The sequence below is a fragment of the Pseudomonas asgharzadehiana genome (assembly GCF_019139815.1).
Taxonomy (GTDB): Bacteria; Pseudomonadota; Gammaproteobacteria; order Pseudomonadales; family Pseudomonadaceae; genus Aquipseudomonas; species Aquipseudomonas asgharzadehiana.
The window spans coordinates 3,694,971-3,719,476 of record NZ_CP077079.1 but is presented as its reverse complement, the minus strand read 5'-3'; the positions used below and the strand labels follow the sequence as shown (position 1 = coordinate 3,719,476).

The 24,506-nt window shown below is 60.2% G+C and carries 26 protein-coding genes and 1 pseudogene; 14 read left to right on the top strand and 13 right to left on the bottom strand.

Annotated features, from left to right (window positions below):
- Positions 1-54 precede the first annotated feature (54 nt).
- Entirely contained in the window at positions 55-1,674 is a 1,620-nt protein-coding gene (locus KSS96_RS16705) for a methyl-accepting chemotaxis protein (protein ID WP_065878807.1), read from the top strand.
- Between the two features lie 165 nt (positions 1,675-1,839).
- Positions 1,840-3,096, top strand: a complete 1,257-nt coding sequence (locus KSS96_RS16700; RefSeq protein WP_217855110.1) for an IS256 family transposase — start codon at positions 1,840-1,842, stop codon at positions 3,094-3,096.
- Between the two features lie 173 nt (positions 3,097-3,269).
- On the opposite strand, the gene KSS96_RS16695 is transcribed toward KSS96_RS16700, so the two are convergent.
- The 4 genes from KSS96_RS16695 to KSS96_RS16680 are packed head-to-tail and all read right to left on the bottom strand — an operon-like array spanning position 3,270 to position 6,303.
- Positions 3,270-4,610 carry a 4Fe-4S binding protein gene (locus KSS96_RS16695; protein ID WP_217855108.1) on the bottom strand — a complete coding sequence of 447 codons (1,341 nt, stop codon included), beginning with the start codon at positions 4,608-4,610 and terminating at the stop codon, positions 3,270-3,272.
- Positions 4,607-5,440, bottom strand: a complete 834-nt coding sequence (locus KSS96_RS16690; RefSeq protein ID WP_017527376.1) for an FTR1 family iron permease — start codon at positions 5,438-5,440, stop codon at positions 4,607-4,609. The genes KSS96_RS16695 and KSS96_RS16690 overlap by 4 nt, the downstream gene beginning before the upstream one ends.
- Positions 5,441-5,449: 9 nt before the next feature.
- Positions 5,450-5,773 (bottom strand): cupredoxin domain-containing protein, encoded by a 324-nt coding sequence (locus KSS96_RS16685; RefSeq protein WP_065878812.1) that lies wholly within the window; start codon positions 5,771-5,773, stop codon positions 5,450-5,452.
- Positions 5,773-6,303: an iron transporter gene (locus KSS96_RS16680; protein WP_065878813.1), complete on the bottom strand. Its 531-nt coding sequence runs from the start codon at positions 6,301-6,303 to the stop codon at positions 5,773-5,775. Before KSS96_RS16680 ends, KSS96_RS16685 begins: the two co-directional genes overlap by 1 nt.
- Before the next feature lie 179 nt (positions 6,304-6,482).
- Here KSS96_RS16680 and KSS96_RS16675 point away from each other — a divergent pair, with 179 nt between their 5' ends.
- Entirely contained in the window at positions 6,483-6,692 is a 210-nt protein-coding gene (locus KSS96_RS16675) for a DUF3079 domain-containing protein (RefSeq protein WP_065878814.1), read from the top strand.
- On the opposite strand, the gene KSS96_RS16670 is transcribed toward KSS96_RS16675, so the two are convergent.
- Positions 6,681-6,953, bottom strand: coding sequence for a hypothetical protein (locus KSS96_RS16670; protein WP_065878815.1), 273 nt, complete (start codon positions 6,951-6,953; stop codon positions 6,681-6,683). The genes KSS96_RS16675 and KSS96_RS16670 overlap by 12 nt on opposite strands.
- An 82-nt stretch (positions 6,954-7,035) precedes the next feature.
- Positions 7,036-7,512 (bottom strand): PA2171 family ribosome-binding persister protein, encoded by a 477-nt coding sequence (locus KSS96_RS16665; protein ID WP_065878816.1) that lies wholly within the window; start codon positions 7,510-7,512, stop codon positions 7,036-7,038.
- A 293-nt stretch (positions 7,513-7,805) separates the two neighbouring features.
- On the opposite strand from KSS96_RS16665, the gene KSS96_RS16660 reads away from it, so the two are divergent.
- Complete coding sequence (locus KSS96_RS16660) at positions 7,806-8,012, top strand: PLDc N-terminal domain-containing protein (RefSeq protein ID WP_135196914.1); 207 nt, start codon at positions 7,806-7,808, stop codon at positions 8,010-8,012.
- A 64-nt stretch (positions 8,013-8,076) separates the two neighbouring features.
- On the opposite strand, the gene KSS96_RS16655 is transcribed toward KSS96_RS16660, so the two are convergent.
- The gene (locus KSS96_RS16655; RefSeq protein WP_017527383.1) at positions 8,077-8,637 is read right to left on the bottom strand and encodes a type 1 glutamine amidotransferase domain-containing protein; all 561 of its coding nucleotides are present in this window, start codon (positions 8,635-8,637) and stop codon (positions 8,077-8,079) included.
- Between the two features lie 24 nt (positions 8,638-8,661).
- Positions 8,662-9,165, bottom strand: a complete 504-nt coding sequence (locus KSS96_RS16650) for a DUF4142 domain-containing protein (RefSeq protein WP_065878820.1) — start codon at positions 9,163-9,165, stop codon at positions 8,662-8,664.
- A 184-nt stretch (positions 9,166-9,349) separates the two neighbouring features.
- Here KSS96_RS16650 and KSS96_RS16645 point away from each other — a divergent pair, with 184 nt between their 5' ends.
- Positions 9,350-9,574 carry a hypothetical protein gene (locus tag KSS96_RS16645; RefSeq protein WP_065878822.1) on the top strand — a complete coding sequence of 75 codons (225 nt, stop codon included), beginning with the start codon at positions 9,350-9,352 and terminating at the stop codon, positions 9,572-9,574.
- A gap of 28 nt (positions 9,575-9,602) precedes the next feature.
- On the opposite strand, the gene KSS96_RS16640 is transcribed toward KSS96_RS16645, so the two are convergent.
- Positions 9,603-10,388: a DeoR/GlpR family DNA-binding transcription regulator gene (locus KSS96_RS16640; RefSeq protein ID WP_017527386.1), complete on the bottom strand. Its 786-nt coding sequence runs from the start codon at positions 10,386-10,388 to the stop codon at positions 9,603-9,605.
- A gap of 121 nt (positions 10,389-10,509) precedes the next feature.
- Between KSS96_RS16640 and KSS96_RS16635 the strand changes: the two genes are divergently transcribed.
- Complete coding sequence (locus KSS96_RS16635; protein ID WP_017527387.1) at positions 10,510-11,670, top strand: alpha-hydroxy acid oxidase; 1,161 nt, start codon at positions 10,510-10,512, stop codon at positions 11,668-11,670.
- 191 nt (positions 11,671-11,861) lie between these two features.
- On the opposite strand, the gene KSS96_RS16630 is transcribed toward KSS96_RS16635, so the two are convergent.
- Positions 11,862-12,788 (bottom strand): alpha/beta hydrolase, encoded by a 927-nt coding sequence (locus tag KSS96_RS16630; protein ID WP_017527388.1) that lies wholly within the window; start codon positions 12,786-12,788, stop codon positions 11,862-11,864.
- A gap of 143 nt (positions 12,789-12,931) precedes the next feature.
- On the opposite strand from KSS96_RS16630, the gene KSS96_RS16625 reads away from it, so the two are divergent.
- The gene (locus KSS96_RS16625) at positions 12,932-13,519 is read left to right on the top strand and encodes an NUDIX domain-containing protein (RefSeq protein ID WP_017527389.1); all 588 of its coding nucleotides are present in this window, start codon (positions 12,932-12,934) and stop codon (positions 13,517-13,519) included.
- A 266-nt stretch (positions 13,520-13,785) separates the two neighbouring features.
- On the opposite strand, the gene KSS96_RS16620 is transcribed toward KSS96_RS16625, so the two are convergent.
- Together KSS96_RS16620 and KSS96_RS16615 are read right to left on the bottom strand one after the other, a co-directional pair.
- The gene (locus KSS96_RS16620) at positions 13,786-14,085 is read right to left on the bottom strand and encodes a hypothetical protein (protein WP_017527390.1); all 300 of its coding nucleotides are present in this window, start codon (positions 14,083-14,085) and stop codon (positions 13,786-13,788) included.
- Positions 14,082-18,686, bottom strand: a complete 4,605-nt coding sequence (locus KSS96_RS16615) for an RHS repeat-associated core domain-containing protein (RefSeq protein ID WP_217855106.1) — start codon at positions 18,684-18,686, stop codon at positions 14,082-14,084. The genes KSS96_RS16620 and KSS96_RS16615 overlap by 4 nt, the downstream gene beginning before the upstream one ends.
- Positions 18,687-18,950: 264 nt before the next feature.
- On the opposite strand from KSS96_RS16615, the gene KSS96_RS16610 reads away from it, so the two are divergent.
- The 3 genes and pseudogenes from KSS96_RS16610 to KSS96_RS28385 form a co-directional block, all read left to right on the top strand.
- Complete coding sequence (locus KSS96_RS16610; RefSeq protein ID WP_217855104.1) at positions 18,951-21,452, top strand: TonB-dependent siderophore receptor; 2,502 nt, start codon at positions 18,951-18,953, stop codon at positions 21,450-21,452.
- 91 nt (positions 21,453-21,543) lie between these two features.
- Positions 21,544-21,873: a hypothetical protein gene (locus KSS96_RS16605; protein WP_026067479.1), complete on the top strand. Its 330-nt coding sequence runs from the start codon at positions 21,544-21,546 to the stop codon at positions 21,871-21,873.
- A gap of 304 nt (positions 21,874-22,177) precedes the next feature.
- Positions 22,178-22,279, top strand: a pseudogene (locus KSS96_RS28385) (DUF1652 domain-containing protein); the annotation flags it as partial.
- On the opposite strand, the gene KSS96_RS16600 reads toward KSS96_RS28385, so the two are convergent.
- Positions 22,276-22,416: a hypothetical protein gene (locus KSS96_RS16600; RefSeq protein ID WP_017530580.1), complete on the bottom strand. Its 141-nt coding sequence runs from the start codon at positions 22,414-22,416 to the stop codon at positions 22,276-22,278. The pseudogene KSS96_RS28385 and the gene KSS96_RS16600 sit on opposite strands and share 4 nt — an antisense overlap.
- A gap of 224 nt (positions 22,417-22,640) precedes the next feature.
- On the opposite strand from KSS96_RS16600, the gene KSS96_RS16595 reads away from it, so the two are divergent.
- Genes KSS96_RS16595 through KSS96_RS16580 form a run of 4 tightly spaced genes read left to right on the top strand, consistent with a single transcriptional unit; the run spans position 22,641 to position 24,456 of the window.
- On the top strand, positions 22,641-22,952 hold the full coding sequence (locus tag KSS96_RS16595) for a YXWGXW repeat-containing protein (protein ID WP_017530581.1): 312 nt from the start codon (positions 22,641-22,643) through the stop codon (positions 22,950-22,952).
- Between the two features lie 18 nt (positions 22,953-22,970).
- Complete coding sequence (locus KSS96_RS16590) at positions 22,971-23,549, top strand: RNA polymerase sigma factor (protein ID WP_135197023.1); 579 nt, start codon at positions 22,971-22,973, stop codon at positions 23,547-23,549.
- On the top strand, positions 23,546-23,977 hold the full coding sequence (locus tag KSS96_RS16585; protein WP_217855102.1) for a hypothetical protein: 432 nt from the start codon (positions 23,546-23,548) through the stop codon (positions 23,975-23,977). The genes KSS96_RS16590 and KSS96_RS16585 overlap by 4 nt, the downstream gene beginning before the upstream one ends.
- Complete coding sequence (locus KSS96_RS16580) at positions 23,974-24,456, top strand: periplasmic heavy metal sensor (protein WP_017530584.1); 483 nt, start codon at positions 23,974-23,976, stop codon at positions 24,454-24,456. Before KSS96_RS16585 ends, KSS96_RS16580 begins: the two co-directional genes overlap by 4 nt.
- Positions 24,457-24,506 lie beyond the last annotated feature (50 nt).

Sequence of the window (24,506 nt, the reverse complement as noted above, 5' to 3'; positions counted from 1 at the left end):
AGGATTTTTATAGATGCTGCCCATGTTGGGCAGGCTTTCATCAGGGATATCAGAATGAAGCAATTAACCACGGCTCAACGCATTGTCATCGGTTTCGCGATTGCGCCGTTGGCCCTGGTCGGCTTGGTGTTTTACGCCCTGCACGACCTGGCAACCCTCAAGCAGCAATCGGAACAGATCGTGCAACAGGACTGGCCGAAAATCGCGCCGATCATGGTGATTGCCACCGGTGTGCGCGATAACGGGCGCAACACCCGCGACCTGCTGATCGACCAGGACAACCCACAGGCCCAGGCCGCCATCGGCACTACGCGCCAGCGCATCACCGACGCTTTCGGCGCCCTCGAACCGCTGCTCGATACCGCCGAGGGCAAGGCCGCGTATGCCACCTTGAAAACCCATCGTGAAGCCTACGTGGCCGCGTTTACCCAGGTGCAGGCGCTGATCAGACAGGGCGCCCGCGAGCAGGGGCTGGCGCAGCTCAAGCAACAGGTGATGCCGGCCGAACTGGAAGTGTTCAAGAGCCTGGATGCCCTGATGACCCTGCAGGGCCAGGTGTTCGCCGAGCGCCGGCAGGCGGCGCAGAGCCTGTATGACGAGGCGCGGCGCAACATGCTCGGGCTGTTCGTGCTGTGCCTGGCGCTGGTGATAACGGCTGCGGTGATGGTTACCCGCAGCGTGCTCCGGCCCTTGGGCGGCGAGCCGTCTGAAGCGGCGCGGGTGTTGAACCATATCGCCGAGGGCGACCTGACCATCGTGGTGCCCGTGGGCAACAGTGCCGAGGGCAGCGTGATGCGCAACCTGCACCGGATGCAGCAGAACCTGAACCAGATGGTGCGGCACATCGCGGCGTCGGTGGACGGCGTGGCCAGCTCCTCCGAGGAGTTGAGCGCGGTCAGCGGCCAGACCAGCAGCAGCTTGCAGGCCCAGGGCCAAGAGATCGAACAGGCCGCCACGGCGGTGAATCAAATGACCGCCGCGGTCGATGAAGTGGCGCGCAATGCCGTGAGCACCAGCGAGGCCTCGCGTCTGTCCGAGCAGACCGCCCAGCGCGGCCAGGCCCAGGTGCAGCAAACCGTGGCGTCGATCAACACCCTGGCCAACGGCGTGGTGGAAACCTGCGAACGCATCCAGCAACTGGCCGTGCGCGTGCAGGACATCAGCGGCGTGCTGGAGGTGATCCGCAGCATTGCTGACCAGACCAACCTGCTGGCCCTCAACGCCGCCATCGAAGCGGCCCGCGCCGGGGACGCCGGGCGCGGTTTTGCCGTGGTCGCCGATGAGGTACGTGCGCTGGCCCATCGCACTCAAACCTCGACCCAGGAGATCGAGCAGATGATCGGCAACATTCGCCATGACACCGAACACGCGGTGGCGGCGATGCACAGCAGCAGTGAGCGGGTGCAGACCACCTTGGGCGTGGCGCAGCGTTCGGGGGAGGCGTTGGAGGAGATCACTCGGTCTATTTCGCAGATCAACGAGCGCAACATGCTGATTGCCAGCGCCACCGAAGAGCAGGCGCTGGTGGCGCGGGAGGTGGATCGTAACCTGGTGGGGATTCGTAGTTTGTCCCAGCAGGTATTGCAGGGCGCATTGCATACAGAGACGGCAGGGCACGACTTGGCGGGGATGGCGGGGGCGCTGCATCAGATGGTGGCGCGGTTCAAGGTCTAGTAACCGACCGGTATTGTTCGTCGATCACAGTTCCACAGGTGGATCTGCCTAAATCGGGTGGACCTCAGTCTGTTGCGCCGTTCAAACGCGAGCCGTTACCCAAACAACGGATGGGCCTGTCATAAATTTTGTGTTCGGGCATAACATGTTGATAGAGGTGCATGTATGCCGACCAAAAAGAAACCGGCCCGTGAGGCCCCGCGAGACCTTCCATCCATTCCCCAAGAGCTGATCGACCAGTTCGTCAGCGGCCCGATGAGTGCCGAAGCCATTCAGGATGCCTCGATGGCGTTCAAAAAGGCGCTGATCGAGCGAGCTCTTGGTGCCGTGGGCCACCACCTTGGCTACCCTCAGGGCGCGGAGCGCCCTGAGGAATCGAGTAACCAGCGCAACGGCAAGAGCGGAAAAACGGTGCTAACCGATGACGGTCCGCTGCGTTTGGACATTCCCAGAGACCGTGATGGAAGCTTTGCTCCGATTCTGATCCCCAAACACGAACGGCGTTTTACCGGCTTCGATGACAAGATTATCGCGATGTATGCCCGAGGCATGACGGTTCGCGAAATCCGGGCGTTTCTCTCTGAACAGTACGGAACAGACGTCTCTCACGATTTCATCAGCTCAGTCACTGACGCAGTGTTGGAGGAGGTTACCGCCTGGCAACAGCGACCGCTTGAACCGATGTACCCGGTAATTTTCTTCGATGCATTGCGAGTCAAAATTCGCGACGAAGGCCTGGTTCGCAACAAAGCGATCTACTTGGCACTGGGAGTATTGCCGGACGGAACGCGAGATATTCTGGGCATTTGGATTGAAACAACCGAAGGCGCCAAATTTTGGATGAAGGTCTTTAACGACCTGAAAACCCGAGGCGTCGAAGACGTCTTGATCGCCGTAACTGACGGTCTCAAAGGCATGCCCGAAGCGCTGAGTGCTGTGTTTCCTGAGACGACGTTGCAGACCTGCATCGTCCACCTGATCCGTAACAGCCTCGATTACGCCCCGTGGGATAAGCGCCGTGAGCTGGCCAAGGCACTGAAACCGATCTATCAAGCACTCAATGCTGACGCCGCAGAACAAGCGCTACTGGCTTTCGAAGCCGGGCCTTGGGGTAAGCAATATCCGACAGTCGTATCGGCTTGGAAACGTGCTTGGGATCGAGTTATACCGTTCTTCGTGTTTCCCCCGGCAATACGCAAAGTGATCTACACAACCAATGCCATCGAGAGTATCAATGCCCAGTTGCGCAAGGTCATCAAAACGCGAGGCCACTTCCCAACGGATGAGGCCGCGACAAAGCTAATCTGGCTGGCATTACGAAATATCACCGCGAACTGGGGCAGTGCGGCTCATGATTGGAAGAACGCAATGAATCAATTTGCGATTCTGTACGGAGATCGATTTATCAGGCCGACCTGGTAAAGATAGGGCCTGCCTGACGGCAGGCCTTAACCGGCCCGAACACAAAAAATCTGACACTCTCACCGGTATTGTTCGTCGATCACAGTTCCACAGGTGGATCTGCCTAAATCGGGTGGACCTCAGTCTGTTGCGCCGTTCAAACGCGAGCCGTTACCCAAACAACGGATGGGTACTCATCCCCAAAACTGCAACCACCCTCCAAATCCCACCACCCCGTTACTCACCAGAACACACAACCAAGCCGCCCACCGCGACTGCACCCCACCCAGCTGCCGCCACCCCAACCACAAACACCAGCCCATCGCGCCGAGCAAAATCGCCGCGCGAACCGGCTGCACCCAGCCCAACACCCACCCCTCATAGCGCAACAACTTCACCGTGGTCGCCGACAAGCCCAGGAACAACCCCGCACCACCCAAGGGCGTCAAGGTCAGGGCCAGGGGCCGAAACAGTGCGCGATCACCCGCTACGCGCGCGGCCAGGCGCAGCAGCAGCCAGCATCCGCCACCGAGCAGCAATGAGCTGCCCGCCAGATACAGCACGATGCAAACACCGTCGAGCCAACTGAAACTGTCATTGAGCTGCGGATAATGGGTCAGCAGCCACCACGGTGCATTGTCTTGCAGCGGCCATAGCCAATCATGGCTCACCAGCCATTCGGCCAGGCCCTGCTTGAGGGCGATGAACCACGGGCTGATGGTCCAGTGGAACGCGCCCATGGCCAAGCCGATCACGCCAAACAGCAGCAGCCGTGCATCCCACACCGAGCCGGGTTGGCGCGGTGCCTGGAGGATTTCCTGGTTGCACGAGCGCGCGATCAGTTGGACCGCCCCCCGTTGCCCGCTGCAGCGCCCGCACGCGTGGCACTCGCTGGCGCCTTGCAGGCGGCGGATGTCCAGCAGTGGCGCGCAGTTGGGTAATGGCAGGCGCGGGGCGCTATTGGCTTTCCAGCGTTGTTCATCCACCGCAAAGTGCACGGGCGCCAGGCGGGCGAGCAGGGCGAATACGCCGCTGACCGGGCACAGGTAGCGGCACCACACGCGTTTGCCGCGTACGAACAGCAGGCCGACGATCACCGCCGCCACGGTCGAGCCACCGAGGATCAGCAACGCAGCCTGAGCGTAGTCATACACGCTGATCAACTGGCCGTAGAGGGTGGTCAGACCAAAACCTACGGTGGGCCAGCCACCCCAGCGCAGCCAGTGTGGAATGCCCAGGCCACGGCCATGCCGGCTGGCCCATTCGCTCAATGAGCCTTCCGGGCAGAGCACGCCGCACCACAGGCGCCCGAATAACACCATCGACAGCAATACGAACGGCCACCAGACACCCCAGAACAGAAATTGTGCGAGCCGCGTCAGGTTGTCCAGCAGGCGCGCCTGGCTGTCCGGTAGCGGCAGCAGGGCGGGCACCACCAACAGCACGGCGTAGGCCAGCACCACCACCCATTGCACGGCGCGGATCAACCGGGCATGGCGGCGCATACCATCGCCCAGGGGCTGCAGCCAGTTCATGGCCGTGACCGGCGCAAGCCGTTGCCCACCGCCAACCAGTAGCCCAGCAGCACCAGCAAGGTGATCAGGCTGGGTGCGGCGCGGTAGCCGGCAAAGTCGGCGAGCAGCGCGCCCAGGCCATGGCTGTCACTGAGCAGGGCGCTGCTGTCCCAGCGGCTTTCGCCGACAGCGCTGTAGACCCAGTCGGGCATGTCCATGGCCAGCAGTTGCCCGCTGATGCGGTCCACGGCGGCGACCAGCAAGGCACCGCCCAACAGCAGCAACAGCGCTTCGCTGAGGGCAAAAAAGTGCGACCACGAGATAAAACGCCGACTGCTGCGCAACAACACCACCGTGAGACCGGCCAACACCAGGCCCAGCACGCCGCCGATGGCGAACAAGCCCAGCGCCGTATCGTGCAGCCGTGCGCCGGCACCGTACAGGAACACCACGGTTTCGCTGCCTTCGCGGCTCACCGCCAACAGCGCCAGCAGCATCAGCCCCCAACCGCCCTGATGGGCCAGGCGCTGGTCGGCTTCGCGTAGCAGGCTGTGCTTGAGCGTGGGCGCGTGGCGGTGCATCCAGAACACCATCTGCACCATCAACCCGCTGGCCAGCAGCGTCATCAGCGCTTGCAGCCATTCACCCTCGGCGCCGGTCATGGTGTCGCCGGCCCACAGCATCAACCCGGCCAGGCCCGCCGAACCCAGCAACCCCGCCAACACCCCGGCCCAAAGGAAACGGGCCAGGCGCGAATGGCCGCTCTGGCGGCTGATCCAGGCCTGCAAAATGCCGATCACCAACAGCGCTTCGACGCTTTCGCGCCACACAATAAACATCGCTTGATTCATCAACGGCTCCTAATCGGCGCGGATGCTGCCTTCGGGCAGTTGTGGGTTGAATTCATCGAAAAACGGGTACACGCCGGGTTGCAGGGGATGGATCACCACAAACGTGGTCACGCCGGGTGACAGCACTTTCTCCACGCGCAGCGGTGTGCTCTCGAATTCGGCAGGCCCAAGGCCCGTGTTCTTGAGCACGATCTTGAAGCGCTCGCCGGCCTTGACCACCAATTGCGGCGGGGTGAAATGACCGTCTTGCAGGCTCAGCTCATAGGTGGGCAGCGCTGCCGCCCACGCCGCGCCGTTCAGCAAAAAGCCGCCCAACAGCAGGGCGCGGCGCATCAGTAGCCGCCTTTTTTACCGATACCGGCATAGACGAATTCGTAATGCACCTCGCAGCGTTCGAACCAGGGCGCCACGCCGGTTTCCTTGTCGGTATGACGGCCCAGGGCGTGGTGACCGGTGGGCGGCCGCACGCTGAAGGTAAGGGTGTATTTGCCGGGGCCTTGCAGCTTGACGTTATCGCCATAGTGCGGCCCATCGTTGGCGACCATGGCGTGAAAGTCACCGCTGATTGGCGTATCGCTGCCCTGTTTTTTCAGCGAGAACGACAGGTTCAGATAGGGCACGAAACTGCCTTCCTGAAAGCCCTGGGCATTGTCCGCCGTGGCCCGCACATCGGCTTCCAGGTGCACGTCGGAGTCGGCGGTGGCGCGCATCATGCCGGCCGGGGCCATTTCAATCGGTTGCAGGTACACCGCGCCGATTTCCAGGCCGGGGCACTGTTGCGGTTCGCCGATGGGGTACTCCTTGGCGAGCGCCGCAGAGGTGGATAACAGCAGGGCGATGGGGAGCAGGGGGAGGGTACGCATAGGGGCTTCCAGACGGGTAAGTAAAGAGAGCCCGAGTCTAGGAAGGTCTGGCGTAAACAATAATGATTCTTGTCAAGTTCGCACGATATTTCATGCGTGCCAGGCTTGATATCGGTCAAGGCTGGGGGCGGGTATCAGGGCTAGGGTGGTGAGGTCGCCCTTCGGTAAGGAGCACTGCAATGGCCAAGCCTTTTCCGCTGCACCCCAAACACCCCGAACGCATCTGCTGGGGCTGTGATCGCTACTGCGGCGCCGCCGACCTGGCGTGCGGCAATGGCGCCGACCGCACCATGCACCCGGCCGAGATGCTCGGCGACGACTGGTACGAACACGGCGACTGGGGGCTGGCGCCCGAGCCGCCGAGTGCGGATGAGCCGTCAGCTGCCTGAGCGCGGTTTTTTCTGGGGTTCTTTATCGGAATCGGCAGGTTTGGAGGTCTTTTCCTGTTGTTTGTCGGTGTCCTGGGTTTTTTTGTCGCTGTCGGAAGGGCTGCTCGGGTAAGTCCCCGGCGGCAGGGCAGAACCGGCAGCGCTGTCGCCGGCCAAGGTGTTGGCCGCGCGTGTGGGGTTGTCACCAAACGCGGCGAGGGCGGGTGGACCGGACAGGGCTGTGAGGCACAGAGCAAGCAGCATCCTTTGCACGTACTTCATGGTTCAATCCTCTTCCTCTTGATCAAGAACCGGAGCCTTTCCAACAACCGGCCCCGGTGGCGGAACCAGGCGACAAGCAGCGTCAGGCCGCTATCGACTTGGCGCTCATGGTTTTTTTATACGCAGCTTTCATGGCTTCCATTTCGGCACCCAGCTCTTCGAGTTGCGCTTTGCCCAGCAGTTTTTTCGCTTGAGGGAACATCTCGGTTTCCTCTTCTTCGATGTGATGTTCCAGTAACTCCTTGACCACTTTGACCCGCCCGGAAAACTCGGTGGTGGAGGGCTCGGTCTGCTTCAAGTCAGGCAGCACCAGGGTGTCGACGGTGCGGTGCTCTTCCTTGGCTTCGTGGTACATGATGTCCTGTTCCTTGCCACCGGCTTTACGGAAGGCGGGGTAGAGAATCTCTTCTTCAAGCTTGGTGTGCAGGGTGATTTCCATCTCCAGCTTGGCCAGCAGTTCAGTGCGCTTTTTCACGCCGCGCTCGGTGGACTCGCTCAGTTGGGTCAGCAGCGCTTTTACACGTTCGTGGTCGGCTTTGAGAAGGTCGATGGCATTCATGATGAAACCTCACAGACTGGGTTCGGGCGCGTCGAAGTGCGCGCCTCGTCTGGTAGAAGATTGCATCAGCTGTACCAACTTGAGCGATTACATAAATCGTATGTTTATCAATGGGTTAAGTAGGTTCTGCGCGGGTTGGGATCGTGCAGCTTGCATGGTCGTGGCCGCAGCGGATTGCATTACACCCTGAGCGCTTGATGCCCTCGGTGGGCAGCCACCACGCCCCTTGGTAAATCCGATGGAACCCTTGGCGCAGATGCTTGACTTAACCCATAGACCTCAGGAGGTGAAGCATGCAAATAGAATATGTCTGGATCGGGTTGGCGGTGATTCTGCTGCTGTTGGAATTGTGGGCGATCAATGTGGTGTTGCGCAGCACCGGCGGCTGGGAGACCAAAGGCTTATGGTTGGTGATTCTGATTTTCGTGCCGTTGTTGGGGCTGATCGCCTGGGCGATGTTCGGGCCCAAGCGCGAGATGGCGCAACAGCGTAAAAGCTGAGGGTTGAAGCCTTTGGCAAACAGGCGCCCCATGGGGCGCCTGTTTGCGTTCAGGGGCGCCGCAATCAGCCGGCCAGCGCCTGGGCAATCGCCGTGTTGAACGCAGGCAGATCATCCGGCGTGCGCGAGGTGATCAAGGTCCAGCCATTGGCTTTGCATTCCTTGACCTGAGCGTCGACCCAACCGGCGGCGCCGGCGTTTTCCAGGTCGATGCGCACGCTTTTATACGAGGTCAGCGTCTTGCCCTGGACCACGCCCGCGTCGATCAATGTCCAGGGGCCGTGACAGATGGCCGCGATGGTCTTGCCGGCGTCGGCGAACTCTTTGATCAAGCGCAGCGCCGCAGCGTCCTGGCGCAGTGTGTCGGCGTTGACGGTACCGCCGGGAATGACCAGCGCGTCAAAATCGCTGCTCAGCACATCCGACAGTTGCACGTCGGATTCCACGGTCTTGTCTTTTTCGGTATCACCGACAAAGGTCTGGGTGGTACCGCCCTTGCTCGAACCGTGGGTCACGGTCGCGCCAAACTCGCGCAGTGCTTGCAGCGGCTTGACCAGCTCATCGCGCTCGATGCCGGTGTTGGAGGTGATGATGAGGATTTTCTTACCGTTGAGTTGCGAGCTCATGGTCGAGGGTCTCCTGGTCGGGGATTAATGGTCGTATTTGGCCTGCAGCTCCTTGGCCATTTTCAGATGGGCTTCAAGGGTGGGCAGGGTCTTGGTGGCGAATGCTTTCAGCTCGGCGTTATCCGAGGAAGCGGCTTCTTTCTTGAACAGCTCGACGGTTTTTTCATGAGCCGCCACCTGGTTGTTGGCGTAAGCCTTATCGAACGACTCGTCGCGCATTTCCAGGATGGCTTTCTTGGCCTTGTCGGTCAGGGCGGCATCATCCGGCACTTGGATATCGAGCTTTTTCGCCAGTGTCATCAGTTCCTGATTGGCCTTGGTGTGGTCGGTGACCATGTGTTGGGCGAAGGTCTTCACGTCGCCAGCGCTGCTTTTTTCCAGGGCCAGTTTGCCGGCCTCGATTTCGGTGATGCCACCTTCGGCCGCGTTGTCGACGAAGTCGTTGGAGGTGGCGGCCATGGCGGTGGACATTGCGCCGGCGACCAGTGCGAAGGTCAGGCCCATCTGTTTGATCAGCAGAGTAGTCATGGTGGTTCTCCTTGAACGTGGTGGGATGCCGTTACCTGACTGTTGAGCGGATGCCTGGGCAAAAGGTTTAAATTTTTTTTGCGTTGATTTCGCGGCTGCAATTTCCTTGAACTATCGAAATACCCCAGGGCTCTGCTGCACAACGGCGCATGTTTTTTTGCGCCTCATTGCCTGGAGAGACTTCGTGACCGATCACAGAACTGCCGACAAAACATCCAACCCCATCAGCTCGGAACAAGCCCAGAAAGGCGCCGGCACCCCCGACAAGGACCAGGCGCTGGAGCGTCCAGATCCGAACACGGAAAGCGTCGACAAGGTGCTGACGCCCACGTCGATCAAGGACGCTGAGCGCCAGGCCGGTGCGATCAAAGAGCAAGCCGCCAAGGCTGAGCGCAAGCTGGGCCACTGAGGGGGATCGGCGCCACCGCCACGTCTAGCTACTCGACCTCAACCCGCAGCACTTCCAGCCCCAACTGCTCATACGCCTGCACGTTCGGCACATGCCACTCGGTAATCAACGTGTGAATACGGCTGCACGGCGCCACCACAAACGGCTCTACCGCGCCGAGTTTGTCCGCCATGGTTACCGCCACCACGTGGGAGGCGCTATCGAGCAAAGCTTGCTTGACCGCCACTTCATCAAAATGCAGCGAGCTCATGCCTACCTGCGGGTGCAGCGCGCACACGCCGGTAAACAGCAGGTCGGCCTTGATGCTCTGGATCAGGCGTATGGCGTCATGGCCGCCAGTGGAGAGCGTGGCCGGGTTGAGTTGGCCGCCAGCCAGAATCACCTTCACGTCACGATGGTCAGCCAGGGCGATGGCGATCATCGGCGAAGCGGTGACCACGGTCAGGCGTATGGAGTGCGGTAGTGACTGGGCGATCTGCAGCGTAGTGGAACCGGAATCGAACAGCACAATCTGGCCGTCTTCGACTCGGTTTGCCGCCAGTTGCGCGAGGTGGCGCTTGGCAGCGTTGGTCTCGCCGACGCGGGTGAAGAAGTCCTTGCCGGTATCTTTGGGCCGAGGCAAAGCGCCCCCGTGGACCCGTTGCAACAGGCCGGCGGCGGCAAGCTCGCCAAGATCACGGCGGATGGTGTCCTGGGACACGGCAAAGTGCTCGACCAATTGTGCAGCGGTGACTTTGCCGTCGCGTTCCAGCAGCAATAGGATCTTCTGTTTGCGCAGGGAAGGCAGGTCAATGGCTTGATGGGAGTTGTGCATGTTTATGCGCTATTTTGCGGGTTTGTGCGAGGTTAGTCTGCCGTCGCTATAAACGCAATGGCTGGTTGGGCGACCGTTGGCCGGTTACTCTCTGGGCTCAGTTCAGGGAGAGGTGACCTAGATGTCGTTGATCACAACCATCGAAGACTTACGCAGGCTGGCGCAAAAACGTGTTCCAAGGATGTTCTACGATTACGCCGATTCCGGTTCCTGGACTGAGAGTACCTACCGGGCGAATGAAAGCGATTTTGCCGCGATCAAATTCCGCCAGCGGGTGGCGCGCAATATTGATGAACGCTCGATCCGCGCCAGCATGCTCGGCCAGGACATGGCCATGCCGGTGGCGCTGGCGCCCACCGGCCTTGCGGGCATGCAGCATGCCGACGGCGAGATTCTCACCGCCCGCGCCGCCGCCGCGTTTGGCCTGCGCTACACCTTGTCGACCATGAGCATTTGCTCGCTTGAAGACATTGCCGAACACGTCGGCCAGCCGTTCTGGTTCCAGTTGTACGTGATGCGCGACCGCGCGTTTATCGAACAGTTGATCGAACGGGCCAAGGCCGCAGGCGTGGATGCCTTGGTGCTGACCCTGGATTTGCAGATCCTCGGGCAACGGCACAAGGACTTGATCAACGGCCTGTCGGCACCGCCCAGACTGACCCTGCCGAACATCCTCAACATGGCGACCAAACCGCGCTGGGTGATGGGCATGCTCGGTACCCGACGCCGTGGTTTCGGCAATATCGTCGGGCATGTGAAGGGCGTTGCGGACATGAGTTCGCTGTCGGCGTGGACCGCCCAGCAATTCGACCCGCGCCTGAGCTGGGACGATGTGGAATGGATCAAAAAATGCTGGGGCGGCAAGCTGATCATCAAGGGCATCCTTGATGTGGAAGACGCGCGCCTGGCCGCCAATTGCGGCGCGGATGCGTTGGTGGTGAGCAACCACGGTGGCCGTCAGCTGGATGGCGCGCCGTCGAGCATCAGCCAGTTGCCGGCGATTGTCGACGCGGTGGGCGAGCGTATTGAAGTGTGGCTTGACGGTGGCATCCGCTCCGGCCAGGACGTGCTCAAGGCGATGGCCTTGGGGGCCAAGGGCACCATGATCGGTCGGCCGCATTTGTACGGTTTGGGTGCCTTGGGCGAGGCGGGCGTGACGAAGGCCCTGGAGATCATCGCTCGGGAGTTGGACGTGTCGATGGCGCTCTGTGGGTATAACGATATACGCGATGTGAATCGCCAGATTTTGTTGCCGGGGACATATCCAGAAAGCAACGGATGAGCAAAAAAATCGTAAAAAAATAAAAAGAGTTGTCCACGAAAACCGTGGGTATCTCTGTGGATAACTTTGCGAACGCCCGGCTGGCTTGGCGATTTAACCTACGGTTAATATTTGATCAACTTTCGATTTGGGCCAGCATGGGCAGGGTTTGCGCTTGACAGCCAAGCGCGAAGCCAGTGCCGAAAAGCACTTTATGAGTCGCCTTTACGGCCTGTGGAGTGCGTGACAACCTGCGCCGGCATCCTGGCCTGCATCAGGTGGTCGAGTGCCTGGCGATAGCTGCGACCGGCCAGGCTCATGCTGTTGTTATGGCTGGCGCCGGGCACCAATAACAACCGCTTGGGTTCCTCGGCGGCTTCAAACAATTGCTGGCTGAAACGCGGCGGCACATAGCGGTCATCAAGACCGTGTACCACCAACAACGGCATATGGATGTCGGCAATCTTGTCGATGGAGTCGAATTTCTGCGACAGCAGCCAACGGACCGGCAACGAGGTGTTGGCCACCGCCGTGGCCACATCCGCCAGGGACGTGAAGGTGGATTCGATCACCAGCCCGCGCACCGGCAGCGGCGTCTGCTGGCCCAGTTCAACGGCCAGGTCGATGGCCACCGCGCCACCCAGCGAGTGCCCGTAGATCAGGCGCTTGCTCGGGTCCGGCTGCAGCAGCTTGAAGCGTTCCCAAGCGATGCGCGCGTCTTCGTATACCGTCGTTTCCGAAGGCAGGTCACCTTGGCTTTGGCCAAAGCCGCGATAATCGATGGCCAGCACCGAATAGCCGAGTGCATGCAATTGCTCGATGCGAAACAACTGCCCGGTAAGGTTCCAACGCACGCCGTGCAGATAGAGCACTGCCGGTGCATCTTTGTTGCCCGCCGGGTACCACCAGCCGTGAATGTTCTGCCCCGACTTGAAACTGGCGGGCTTGAGTTCGAATTCCTGCACGGCCTTGGGCAAACCGCTGTACCAACTGGCGGTGCCCGGCTCGATGCGGAACACCAGCTCACGCTCCTTTTGTTGCAACACGCTGCAACCCACCGGCAGGCCGACGATCAACAACGCCATGCACAGCAAGGGCAGCCAGCGCAGGCGCAGGCGCGGCAGAAAACGAGAAGACATGAAGGTACCCAGGTGAAGGTGAAGCAGGGGTTTTACCAGATGGCCTACACCCACAGGTATAAATTCGACAGCCGTTGAGGGTGATTGCTTGCAAAGTGTTACAGCGTTGACAATGCTCCCCACTTTGAACAAAAGGCCTGACCATGGACAACAGCCCCGTTCGCATCACCGCCGAACAAACCCTCTCGGACAACTGGTACCTCCTCAAGAAATACAGCTTCGACCTGCGCCGCCGCGACGGCAGCTGGCAGGCCCAGACCCGTGAGGTCTACGACCGTGGCAATGGCGCGACCATCCTGTTGTACAACCGCGAGCAGCGTACGGTGTTGCTGATTCGCCAATTCCGCATGCCCACGTTCGTCAATGACTACCCCGGCTACCTGATCGAGACAGCGGCCGGGTTGCTGGACAATGCCAGCCCCGAGGAACGTATTCGCCTGGAGGCGGAAGAAGAAACGGGCTACCGCGTGGGGCATGTGGAAAAAATCTATGCCGCGTTCATGAGCCCGGGCTCGGTGACTGAGCGAATTCATTTTTTTATCGGCGAGTATCAGCCGGCGGATCGAGTTGGCAGCGGTGGTGGGCTGGAAGAAGAGGGCGAGGATATCGAAGTGTTGGAGCTGGGGTTTGAGCAGGCGCTGGGCATGGTGCAGAGCGGGGAGATTGTGGATGGGAAGACGATTATGTTGTTGCAGCATTTGGAGTTGCGGATGTTGAAAGAGGGGTGGTGAATCGGCAAATTCGGTTGATCGGGTTGTTGGCTTGTGGAGAGCGGGTTTGCGCTGTGTGGGGCTGCGAAGCAGCCCTTGAGTGGGTGGTTGTTGTTTGCACTGACTTGAGTGGCGTTCACATATGTGTGGGATAGAGCTGGATTCTTATTGGGCTTATCTCAACAAAACCTGCCTTTACAGCCATCATCGTGGTGCTTTTAAGCTCTGGTGTTCAGGTCTCCTCAGGGTAGTTTAAGGGGAGCGTGGGCTATAATTTTGGCGTTTTTTTAGCGCTGCATTAATTGAGATTGTGTGAGCAGAAGCTGCTTAATCAGAGCCCTAATTGATTGCGCGGTAAACTTTAAAACAGGGGAGTCCCAGTCATGGTTTTTGACGACTTTTATTTGAAAGTGTCCTTTTACATCGAATGAAGGAAACCAGCCTACGTCAAGTAATAGTCCGTCTGGGTACACCACCTGAAGCATATCCTCCTTCAAGTTGTGTACTTGATCTTCAATCGCGGAGTCTTCCAGCAAAGAAAGATCATCGTAGGTGATGTTGCCTTGTATGAAGTCTAATGAAATCACTTGATTAATCTCCGGAATTCTTGCTCTGAAATGGGGTGGCCGTGAATCGTTTTCGAGCTTAGTTCTACCCGGATCCAGCGACTTGGAGCCCCCTCGCTTGCGCCGATGCTTTCAGCGTACTCCATGACCTTCCAAGGTTTGCCATTCGTAGTCATCCTGCCGTTTTTATAGGCTTCCCTCTCTAGGCTTTCAATATCTATCCCTGGCCTGTATTTTGCCGGACCAGATTTTGTCGTTGCCAAAATATCTTTCCAAGGTATTTTCTTTGAAGGACTGTGCTTATAGCCATGGGCCGTCCATTCAATATCTTCAGGAGAAGGGAGCGGTGGTTGACCTTCATTCGCTTTCGCGCTGCTCGAAAAACTCTCAGAGCTTTTAGCCGGATCACAGTTGCCAGGGCATTTGCTTAGCCCTAGCGGATCCACCCACCCCGTAGGGTTAGGCACGTACTGGTATGCGTTGATCCCACCCGCCAGCTTCACCGGATCCGGCGTCAGGTAGCGACCAATGTCCGGATTGTAGTAGCGATGGCGGTTGTAGTGCAGTCCGCTTTCCGGATCGAAGTATTGGCCTTGGAAGCGCAGCGGGTTGTCGACTTTTTTTACGTCGAGACGGCTGATTTGGCCGTAGGCGCGGTAGTGGGCGGACCAGACGATTTCGCCGTCTGGAGTGGTGAGTTCCTGGGGCGTGCCGAGGTGGTCGAGTTGGTAGTGGTAGGGCTTGGTGTCTTGTGGGCCGAAGCCTTCCAGCAGGGCGAGCGGCCTAAAACTATCGGGTTCGTAGAGGTAGCTGCGATGCCGATCCGCATGGTGTTCGGCGATCAGTTTGTCGCCTTGCCAGAAAAACTCGGTCGTTATGCCATCGACGGTTTTGCTGATGCGTCGCCCAAACGGGTCGTAGCGGTAACTCGCGGTTTGGCCGTTGGGCTGGGTGAGGCCGATCAATCGATGCTGGCAGTCGTAGCGGTACTCGGTAACGAGTTGATGGCCCTTGCCGCGCCGTTCACGGATCAGGTTGCCGAAGGCGTCATAGTCGTAGTGCCGGTCGCCCTGGATCATCAACCGATTGCCGGCGACGATGTCCGGGCCGGGGCGGTCGTGCATCAGCAGGTTACCGGCAGGGGTGTGGCCGAAGCGTTCTTGCAGGTCTTGCGAATGGTCTGCGCGGGTGAGGCGGGCTAGCGGGTCGTAGCGGTAGTGGTGTTCGCCCTTGCGGGTGTCGTTCAGGCGGGTGAGGTTGCCGGATTTGTCGTAATCGTAGTGGCGTTGGTAGAGGTGGTTTTCCTGTTGGGTGATGGTGTGGGCGTGCAGGCGGTGTTGGTCGTCGTAGTGGTAGTGGCTGAGGAGTTGGCCTTGTTGGCGTTGGTGTTCTTGGCCGGATTTGAAGAGGTGAGAAGTCAGTAGTGCACCGTTGAGTTCGACGGTAGCGAGGTCGCCGCCTCTACCGTGACTAAAAACCAGTCGGTTGTTGTCCGGCAGGCGCAGGTGTTGCAATTGGCCGCAGGCGTCGTAGCCATAGCGCAAAGTGCCCCAGCCCTGATGCTCGCCGGTGAGGCGGTTTTGCGAGTCGTACTCGTACGCCAGCGCCCAGTGGCCGTCGTCGACGCTGAGGAGGTTGCCCTGGCGGTCGTAGGCGTAATCAACGGTATTGCCGTCGGGTAAGGTTTTTCGTACGAGTCGGCCGGCGTGGTCGCGCTGGTAAACGGTAACTAGCTGACGGCCATCGTCGCCGTGTTCGGTTTTTTCCTGCAGGTGGCCGTTAAGGTCGTAGACGTAGGCGGTGCGCTGGCCGTCAAAGCCGATTTCCTGCTGGATCAGGCCGTTGGGGTGGTAGTTGAGCCGGTAGGTTTCGCCGACTTCGTTTTCGATTTCGGTGAGCAACAGCCGAGCGTTGTCGTAGCGGTAGTTGACCTGGCTGCCATCGGCGTTGAGGCGGCGGCTGATCAGGTGCAGGCCGTCGGCGTATTCGTAGCGGGTGACGTGGCCGAGTTCGTCGCGTTCGGTGGTGATTTTTCCGTAGGGGTTGTAGCTGTATTCTCGCGTGGCACCGCCTGGCAACACGATGCGAATCAACCGGCCGACGCTGTCCCATTGGTATTGGGTCAGCGCGCCTTGTTCATCCTCGCGGGCAATCTGGCGGCCCAGATCATCGTAGCGATAGCGCTTGGCGCCGCCATTGGGCCGTTGTTCTTCAATGAGCTGACCGCGTTCATTCCACACCAGGCGGTGACAACTGTGGTCGGGATACCAAACCCCCGTCAGTTGCCCATATTTGTTGTAGCTGTAGTCCGTCACCTCACCATCGGGATCGGTCCTGCGCGTCACGTCGCCCTGATCGTTACGCTCATATTTCCAAACCGCCTCGCCACGCCGCACGACCCGTACGAAACCGTTGTCATGCTCGTAGGATGTCGGCTCGTCATCGCCGGGAAACACCGCCACCAAGCGTCCGGCATCGTCGTACTGATACGCCGTCACCGCCCCCAGCGGATCCTGCTCGACTGTCAGTCGACCCTTGTCATCGTAGGATTTGAAGTGCTGGGCGCCGTCCGGATCAATGCGCTGCACCAGCCGTGCGCGGTTATCGTGGACATACTCTTCCTGACTGCCATCGGCGTTATGCACGACCACGCGGCCGTTGTCCTCCCAGACATACCGCGTATCCATCTGCGAAAAACTGGCCCAGTGCCGGACACACCGCGCCGCCTTGCCAGACCGCTCCCATTCCCAAAAGAAGCTCGCGCCACCGGCCAAGCCCCGCTCAAGAATCACATGCTGCTCGTCGTACCGATAAACCTCGCTTTCGCCGACGGCGTTGGTCGCCGAAAGCAGTCGTCCCGCGTCGTCATAGGCGTAGGAAGCAACGTTCTGTTCCGTGATCCATTCGTAAGGCTCGTACCCCTTGGCCCGCTGAACCTGGTAATCCACCGCCACCATGCGGCCCAGTTCATAGCGCAAACACAACGAGCGCCCGACGCCGTTATCCAGCCGTGCAATACGCCCCAACACATCCCGCGAAATCCGCAGGCGGTTGTCATACGCATCGCTGATCGAGACCAGCACCCCGTCGCGAAAGTGATAAAACCGCGACGCCTGGGCCAGCACTAACTCATCCGGCGAAGATCCCAAATAAATCGCCGCTTCAGCCAGGCTGTTGGTGATCGCCGGTCGCGCAACAGTCGGCAGTGGAAACGAAACAGCGCGGTTTTCATGGTCGGTCCACACCACCGAATCGCCCGAAACAGAAAGCCGCTGCGCCAGCGAATGACTCCAGCCAAACCCCAACCCAACATCCACGTCCACCGCGCTGGTGCGGTACAACCGTGTCCACTCAAACGGCAAAATCCCGTCTAAAACGCCATCGGTGAGGGTGAGCAGTTCTTCCCCGGTGACCATCGACACCGGGCAGCCATTGGTGACGGTCTTGTCCGCCGAAGCCGCCGCATCTCCGTTCGGGGTTTTCCCCGAAACAGGCACATCGTCGACATGCTCCTTTTGCTTCAGCACCGCGTTCTGCCGCGCCCGCCAGCGCATCTGCAGCGTGCCTTGCTTCACCCCACCGACGACCCCGCGCACCGCCACCGCTTTGTAGCGATCCACCGCTTGCATGAACTTCGCAAGAATCGCCAGCACGCTCTGAACAAAACCAACGGCCGCCTTCACAATCTGCGCGCCGTACCTGGCCAGCCGCAGGCTCAGATACGCCACAGCCGCCGCCGGCAATGCGATGGTCAGCACCGCGCCAATCACAAGGTCAATCAGCAGCGACACCACAAACCCAGCGGCCACTTGCGCAATCTCACTGGGCGGCAATGCGTCCAGCCAGATCATCGCTGTGCGCACCAGCAGAAACAGCGCCGCCTCGTCACTGGCGAGCAACATCGCCTGTTCCATGACCTTGGGCGCGTCGGTGGCGATCTGCGCCAATTTGGCGGCCTGATCACCGAGCTCTTCGACGTATTTAAGCGGGTCTTCAAGAACCGCCTGCACCCGCTTGACGCTGTCCCACACGTCCATGATCGCGGCCCAACTGCCCGCCAGCACGCCGCTGCCAATCGCACTCGCGGTGGACTGTTCCCAATAGGGCTTGAAGGTTCGCCACTGCTCGCGAAGCCACTGCTCCAGGTCCGCTGTCAGCCCGGCATAGGAGGTAAACAGTGCATCGACCTGTTCTGCCGACACGCCGCCCTGCACCCGCACTTGATAGCGCCCGCCGGCAGCGCAGTGGTGCGAGCCCTTGCCGTGCTCATCCAGCATGACTGGCGTGGAGCTGCCGTCATCCAGCCCGACCACCTCGACCGCAATGCCGCCAATCGGCACGTCATACAGCGACTCGAATTTGCTCTCGATCTTCAGCTCGCCGCCCGCACGGCAGCGGGCCACGGTGGAAAAATCCGCATCGGAAATACTTACCGAACGCTGCGAGTCCCCGACCCGCACCACCCGATCCATCCCCAACAAGGACGGTATATCTGCCGCGTGGCTCACCGAATCCAGCGCCCGCGAATACCAGGCACCCATCTGCTGGCGATAAATCACCAGGCTCTGATGAAAGCCATCCAGCTCATGTTCGATAGAGGCAATGTGGGAGGCGTGTGTCATCCGTGACGTCTCGGCAGAAGGCAAGGCGTCGGAGTCTGCCGCAGCAAAAAGCGGCTGGATGAACGCTTGGAAAAATCAGAATGAGCTGACCGACGACGGGGAAAAAACGCCTGAACCCGCCTCAACGAGCTACACGAAAAAACGACCCGACTGATTGCAGCAAGGGCTGAAAAAACACTCTCAAATAAAAATCGCTCTCATCCTTACCCGATTTTCCGACCTGGCCGTCATGGTTAATAGAACCTCCCTTACGCAGGATTTCCCATGTCGCGCCTCGCTCGTCCCTTGCATCCACTGGCCCTGTCAGTGGCGATGGCTTTTGCTGTTGTGCCGTTGCTGACTGTTCAGACTTCCGTCGCCGAAGAAAGCACCCAGGCTGTGCACAGCTTTCAGGTCCCGGCCGGTGACTTGAGCCAGGCGCTCAATAGCCTGGCCGAGCAGGCGGGGTTGGTGTTGGCATTTGATGCACGTTTGACCCGAGGCAAACGCAGCGATGGCCTGAGCGGGGAATACGCCATTGATGTGGCCCTGAACCAGTTGCTGGCCGGCAGTGGCCTGCAGGCTTTGAAGATCTCCGCCGACCGCTATCGCCTGGAGGCCATTGCGGATAACGGCGGCGCCATGGAGTTGCAGGCCACTACCATCAGCGGCGCCTACCAGGCCGAAAGCCCCACTGGGCCGGTGTCCGGTTATGTGGCGACGCGCAGCCTGTCGGGTACCAAGACCGACACCGCGTTGATCGAAACCCCGCAGTCGATCTCTATTGTCACCAAAGACCAGATGCGCGCGCAGAACGCCGAGAGCCTCAACCAGATCCTGCGCTACAGCGCTGCCGTGGTCCCGGAAACCCGTGGCGCGACGGCTTCGCGCCTGGACCAACTGACCATCCGTGGTTTCTCCCCGGCCACCTACCTCGATGGCCTGCGCATGCCATCGAGCCGTGACGCGTTGCCGCAAAAAGACGCCTTCGACCTGGAGCGCGTTGAAGTCCTGCGCGGCCCGGCGTCGGTGCTGTACGGGCAGGGCACGCCGAGCGGGGTGATCAACATGGTCACCAAGCGCCCGTTGGACACGCCGTTTCATGAAGTGGGCGTCGAATACGGCACCTTTGACAAAAAGCGCACCACCTTCGATTTGAGTGGGCCGATTGACGATCAGGGTGTTTATTCCTACCGGGTTGCCGGGCTTTTCGATGATGCGGACGGCCAGGTCGAGCACACGCAGACCCGCCGCCAGTCGCTGTCCACCGCTTTCACTTGGCGCCCTGATGACGCCACCTCGCTGACCTTGCTCGGGCATTTCCAAAAAGACCCCAAGGGTGCGTCCTACGGTTCGGTGCCGGCCTGGGGCTCGGTATTGCGCAGCCCGACGGGGCGCAGCATCGATGTGGACTTTTACGACGGCGAAAAGAGCTTCGAGAAGAGTGACCGCGAGTATTACTCCCTGGGCTATGCCTTCGAACATCACTTCGATGAGGTCTGGACGGTGCGCCAGAATGCGCGTTACCTGCGCAGCGAAGGCCAGTACCGCAGCCTCTACAACAACTACCTGATGGCGGATTATCGGACCATCCGCCGCTCGACCATCGCCACCGACGTGGACATGGACGCCTACACCCTCGACAACCAGGTGCAGGCCACATTCGACACCGGCCCGCTGCAGCACACTGTGTTGATGGGGCTCGATTATCAGAACACCCGCACCGACACCCTGTCGGGCTCAGGCACTTACACCGCCGGGCCGACCCTGGATATTTTCAACCCGGTCTACGGCGCGGCCGTTGCGGTACCGGCGTACACCACCGACGGCACGTCGCGCAGCGAACAGACCGGCGTGTACCTGCAAGAACAGCTCAAATGGGACAAATGGGTGCTGCTGCTGGGAGGGCGTTATGACTGGGCCAGCACCGATAGCAGCACCAAAACCCTGCGCACCGGGGGCAAGAGCCAGTCCTCCCTGGACAGCAAGGCCTTTACCGGCCGGGTCGGTCTGGTCTATCTGTTCGATAACGGCCTGGCGCCTTATGCCAGCTACTCGGAGTCGTTCAACCCGCAGTCGGGTACGGGGTATGGCGGTTCGGTATTCAAGCCGACCGAAGGCAAGCAGTATGAGGTCGGTATCAAGTACCAGCCGCCGGGTAGCAATAGCTTCATCACTGCCGCGATCTTCGACCTGCGCCAGACCAACGTGCTCACCACCGACCCGGACCCCACCCACCTGTGCGGCACCGGGCGCTGCCAGAGCCAGGACGGCGAGGTGCAATCGCGTGGCTTTGAGCTGGAAGGCAAGGCCAGCCTCAACGACAACCTGGATATCACCGCGGCGTACGCTTACCTCGATAACCGCATCAGCCAATCCAACAGTACCGTGAGCTATGCGCCCATCAGCGACATCGGCGTAGGCCCGGCGATCAATGCCGAGGGCACCACCACTTACGCGGTGCCACGCCACACGGCCTCGGCGTGGGCGGATTACACCTTCCATGACGGCAACCTCAAGGGCTTCGGCATGGGCGCCGGTGCGCGTTATATCGGCTCCTCGTGGGGCGACACGGCCAATACCTTGAAAGTACCGGGTTACACCTTGTTCGATGCGGCGGTGCACTACGACATCAAGCACCTCCTCAACCTCAAGGACAACCTGCGCCTGGCGCTCAATGCCAGCAACCTGGCGAATAAAGAGTACGTCGCGTCGTGTTACTCGTACTCGTGGTGCTGGTATGGCTCCCAGCGCACGGTGCAGGCGAGCGCGACCTACCAATGGTAATGACGCGCCGATAAGGCAATTTAATGGCCCCTTTGTAACAAAATCCTCGCCAGAATCGCGTTCATTTTCAGGTGGTTAGGTGGGGATGCAAATGCGTAATGTTGGAATCATGCTGATCGCCTGCTCCCTGGCCGGCGGCGCGGCCGGTGTGCAGGCAAGGGAGCTGCGCGAGGGCGACAAGTACATGTGCAGTTGGGGCGCCGGCACCGCCGCCAGGGCCCAGGAACTCAAGCTGTCGGGGGTGTCGCTGTACGCCGCCCGGCAGAAGATCCAGACCCTTAAGTTCAATAAATCGTGGATGCGCATGATGGCCATGGGCATCACCGAGCAGACGTACGACAGCCGTTCAAGACTCAAGCCCGAAGCGATCCGCCAGAGCTTCTATCAAGACTGCGTGCGCTACAAAGTGGCGCGTAAATAGCGCCTGGTTATTGAGTTAATAACCCTCATATGTAAGCGGGTATATAGGCGGTAGTTGCACCAAAAAGTGGCATAAATAGGTTTCACTACCTTAAAAAACATGTGGTTATTGAAGGACTTACAGCGTTTAGAATCCGACGAAAGGATCAAAATAATCTTGTTACACGTTATTGCAGTGGTTACTATAGCCCGGCGTTCACCTCCCACGGTTTATGCATTTTTAAATCCCAAGTTTCCATCAGCTACTTGGGATTTTTTTTGCCTGCGATTTGCGCTCCGGCACTTTTGCCGCTGCTGACCATGCAGCCCCCGAGGGGTTGGACGGCATCCATGCCATATCGAACCTCATTGGCGAACTGCGCACCGAGATCAAGGCCGGGCGCCACGGGTTTGCGGTGCTGAGCTAGCCGTTGACGGTGCTGGTGGGGGCATCGGTTGCGCCGTAGTAACGCCAGCAGCAATGGCGATGCTCGGGCACGATCACGCAGCCGCTGAGGCTGACGATCAACAGGGCGGCAACCAGCATGGATAGACGACGGGACATGGTATTTCCTCTTGGTGTGCGCAGCGTTATTCCTTGAACGCCGCCACGGGGGAAAATCCGTCGCGATCCTTTCAAATATTTCATCAAGTCCCGCCAACACCCAGGCAATACTGCCCTCGACCCCCTGCCCGAAGAAAAATCCATGCCGCCGCGACGGATTTCTCGCTACCCGCCGTTCAACCCTACAGAGGCGTGTACGGGTACACGTCGATGAAGGAGTTGCCATGAAAGTCCTGACGCTATTGCGCTATGCCTTGCTTGCTCCACTGGCCTTTGCCGCGTTTGTCAGCACGCCGGCCTTTGCCCAGACCGAGATCATCATTCGCCAGGCACCGCCACCGCAGCGTGTGGAAGTGGTCCCGGTCGAGCGACCCGGTTACGCCTGGGACCGGGGGCACTGGCGCTGGGAAGGGCAGGGGTATGCGTGGGTGCCGGGCCACTGGCAGCCGGTGATGCGAAACGCACGCTGGGAGCCTGGCCACTGGGAAGCCCATGGCCCCAATTGGTATTGGCGTGAAGGGCATTGGGTCCGCTGATTTTTTGGAACTGCCCGATTGAAAGACATTGATCCGGACGTTGAGCTGCTGGCGCGTATCGGCAACAACGAACCTGCCGCCGTCAACGAGATGGTCACGCGCAAGCTCCCGCGTTTGCTGGCGCTCGCCAGCCGGTTGCTGGGGGATGCCGACGAGGCCAAGGACGTGGCCCAGGAAAGTTTCCTGCGCATCTGGCGGCACGCCGCCGGTTGGCGCAGCGGCGAGGCGCGTTTCGATACGTGGTTGCACAGGGTGGCGCTCAACCTGTGCCACGACCGTTTGCGTCGGCGCAAAGAGCGAGCTCTGCACGATAAAGACGTGCTTGAGCTGCCGGACAGTGCGCCATCGGCCGATGAGCAACTCGAAACCGCCGAGCGCAGCGCGCGCATGGCTGCCGCCTTGGCCGCGTTGCCCGAGCGCCAGCGCGAAGCCATTGTGTTGCAGTACTACCAGGAGCTGTCGAACATTGACGCCGCAGCCCTGATGAATATCAGCGTCGAGGCACTGGAAAGCCTGCTGTCGCGGGCCCGCCGCCAGTTGCGCAGCCAACTTGCCGACACACCCGGGCTTGCCCGCCCAGGAAGGGGAACCACATGACACTTGAACGCTTTGCCTACCTGGCCGATGCCTACGGCGCCGATCTGCGGCGCTGGCCTGCCGCTGAACAGGACGCGGCCCAAGCCCTGCTGGACAGCGGCAACCTTCACGCGCGCCAGACCCTGGCGACGGCGGGTTGGCTGGATCGGCAACTGGACAGCCATCAACCGGCATGCGCCGCCCCGGCGCTGGCCCGGCGGATTCGTCAGTCGGCAACCGTACGCCGCTCTTTCTGGTCGCGCTATGCCGATTGGCTCTCGCCCGCGAGCCTTGTTGGCGCGGGCATCGCCGGTGTCGTCACCGGGATGTTGGTGGCGTCCTTGAGCATGCCGTTGCCCAGCCTGCCAGCCGAGATATTGCCCAGTGTCTTTGATCAGGGCGATGCGCAGGTCGTCTTCAACGTCAACGCGCAGGAAGCCGAACAATGACAGCCAGATCCCTTAAGCCTTGGTTGTTCGTGTCGGTGTTGCTCAACGTGTTTTTGATCGGTGGGGTAGGGGGCGGCCTTTATCACTGGATGACCGTTGCCGAGCCGGCTGAAGCGATGGTCAACCAACATGGGTTGCGCCAGGCCATGTTCAAGTTGCCGCCGCAGCGCCGCAAGGAATTGCGTCAACTGCTGCGGCACAACCGTGCCGACAGCCAGCCGCTGGTCATGGCCGGGCGTGAGGCGCGCATGGGCGTGATCAGGCAACTGCAGGCGCCGACCCTGGACCGCGACGTACTGGTGGCCGAACTGGCCAAGGCGCGCGAGGCGGATGCGGCGCTCCGGGCGTTGGTGGACACGACGTTGGCGCAGTTTGCCAGTGGGTTGCCTCAGGATGAGCGGCAAAAGCTGGTGGAGGCGTTGTATCTGCGCGGGCAGGCCAAAGGCAAGGCGCAGCAAGCGCTTGAAGCGGTGCATTGAGCGGCGAAAATATCCCAGCGCTTCGATCAACAATTCTTGATCGCCATCAA

Bases quoted from the DNA above. Each gene is read 5' to 3' on its own strand.
- KSS96_RS16705 (WP_065878807.1), top strand. From the start codon at position 55: ATGAAGCAATTAACCACGGCTCAACGCATTGTCATCGGTTTCGCGATT.
- KSS96_RS16700 (WP_217855110.1), top strand. From the start codon at position 1,840: ATGCCGACCAAAAAGAAACCGGCCCGTGAGGCCCCGCGAGACCTTCCA.
- KSS96_RS16695 (WP_217855108.1), bottom strand. From the start codon at position 4,610: ATGAACTGGCTGCAGCCCCTGGGCGATGGTATGCGCCGCCATGCCCGG.
- KSS96_RS16690 (WP_017527376.1), bottom strand. From the start codon at position 5,440: ATGAATCAAGCGATGTTTATTGTGTGGCGCGAAAGCGTCGAAGCGCTG.
- KSS96_RS16685 (WP_065878812.1), bottom strand. From the start codon at position 5,773: ATGCGCCGCGCCCTGCTGTTGGGCGGCTTTTTGCTGAACGGCGCGGCG.
- KSS96_RS16680 (WP_065878813.1), bottom strand. From the start codon at position 6,303: ATGCGTACCCTCCCCCTGCTCCCCATCGCCCTGCTGTTATCCACCTCT.
- KSS96_RS16675 (WP_065878814.1), top strand. From the start codon at position 6,483: ATGGCCAAGCCTTTTCCGCTGCACCCCAAACACCCCGAACGCATCTGC.
- KSS96_RS16670 (WP_065878815.1), bottom strand. From the start codon at position 6,953: ATGAAGTACGTGCAAAGGATGCTGCTTGCTCTGTGCCTCACAGCCCTG.
- KSS96_RS16665 (WP_065878816.1), bottom strand. From the start codon at position 7,512: ATGAATGCCATCGACCTTCTCAAAGCCGACCACGAACGTGTAAAAGCG.
- KSS96_RS16660 (WP_135196914.1), top strand. From the start codon at position 7,806: ATGCAAATAGAATATGTCTGGATCGGGTTGGCGGTGATTCTGCTGCTG.
- KSS96_RS16655 (WP_017527383.1), bottom strand. From the start codon at position 8,637: ATGAGCTCGCAACTCAACGGTAAGAAAATCCTCATCATCACCTCCAAC.
- KSS96_RS16650 (WP_065878820.1), bottom strand. From the start codon at position 9,165: ATGACTACTCTGCTGATCAAACAGATGGGCCTGACCTTCGCACTGGTC.
- KSS96_RS16640 (WP_017527386.1), bottom strand. From the start codon at position 10,388: ATGCACAACTCCCATCAAGCCATTGACCTGCCTTCCCTGCGCAAACAG.
- KSS96_RS16635 (WP_017527387.1), top strand. From the start codon at position 10,510: ATGTCGTTGATCACAACCATCGAAGACTTACGCAGGCTGGCGCAAAAA.
- KSS96_RS16630 (WP_017527388.1), bottom strand. From the start codon at position 12,788: ATGTCTTCTCGTTTTCTGCCGCGCCTGCGCCTGCGCTGGCTGCCCTTG.
- KSS96_RS16625 (WP_017527389.1), top strand. From the start codon at position 12,932: ATGGACAACAGCCCCGTTCGCATCACCGCCGAACAAACCCTCTCGGAC.
- KSS96_RS16615 (WP_217855106.1), bottom strand. From the start codon at position 18,686: ATGACACACGCCTCCCACATTGCCTCTATCGAACATGAGCTGGATGGC.
- KSS96_RS16610 (WP_217855104.1), top strand. From the start codon at position 18,951: ATGTCGCGCCTCGCTCGTCCCTTGCATCCACTGGCCCTGTCAGTGGCG.
- KSS96_RS16605 (WP_026067479.1), top strand. From the start codon at position 21,544: ATGCGTAATGTTGGAATCATGCTGATCGCCTGCTCCCTGGCCGGCGGC.
- KSS96_RS16600 (WP_017530580.1), bottom strand. From the start codon at position 22,416: ATGTCCCGTCGTCTATCCATGCTGGTTGCCGCCCTGTTGATCGTCAGC.
- KSS96_RS16595 (WP_017530581.1), top strand. From the start codon at position 22,641: ATGAAAGTCCTGACGCTATTGCGCTATGCCTTGCTTGCTCCACTGGCC.
- KSS96_RS16585 (WP_217855102.1), top strand. From the start codon at position 23,546: ATGACACTTGAACGCTTTGCCTACCTGGCCGATGCCTACGGCGCCGAT.
- KSS96_RS16580 (WP_017530584.1), top strand. From the start codon at position 23,974: ATGACAGCCAGATCCCTTAAGCCTTGGTTGTTCGTGTCGGTGTTGCTC.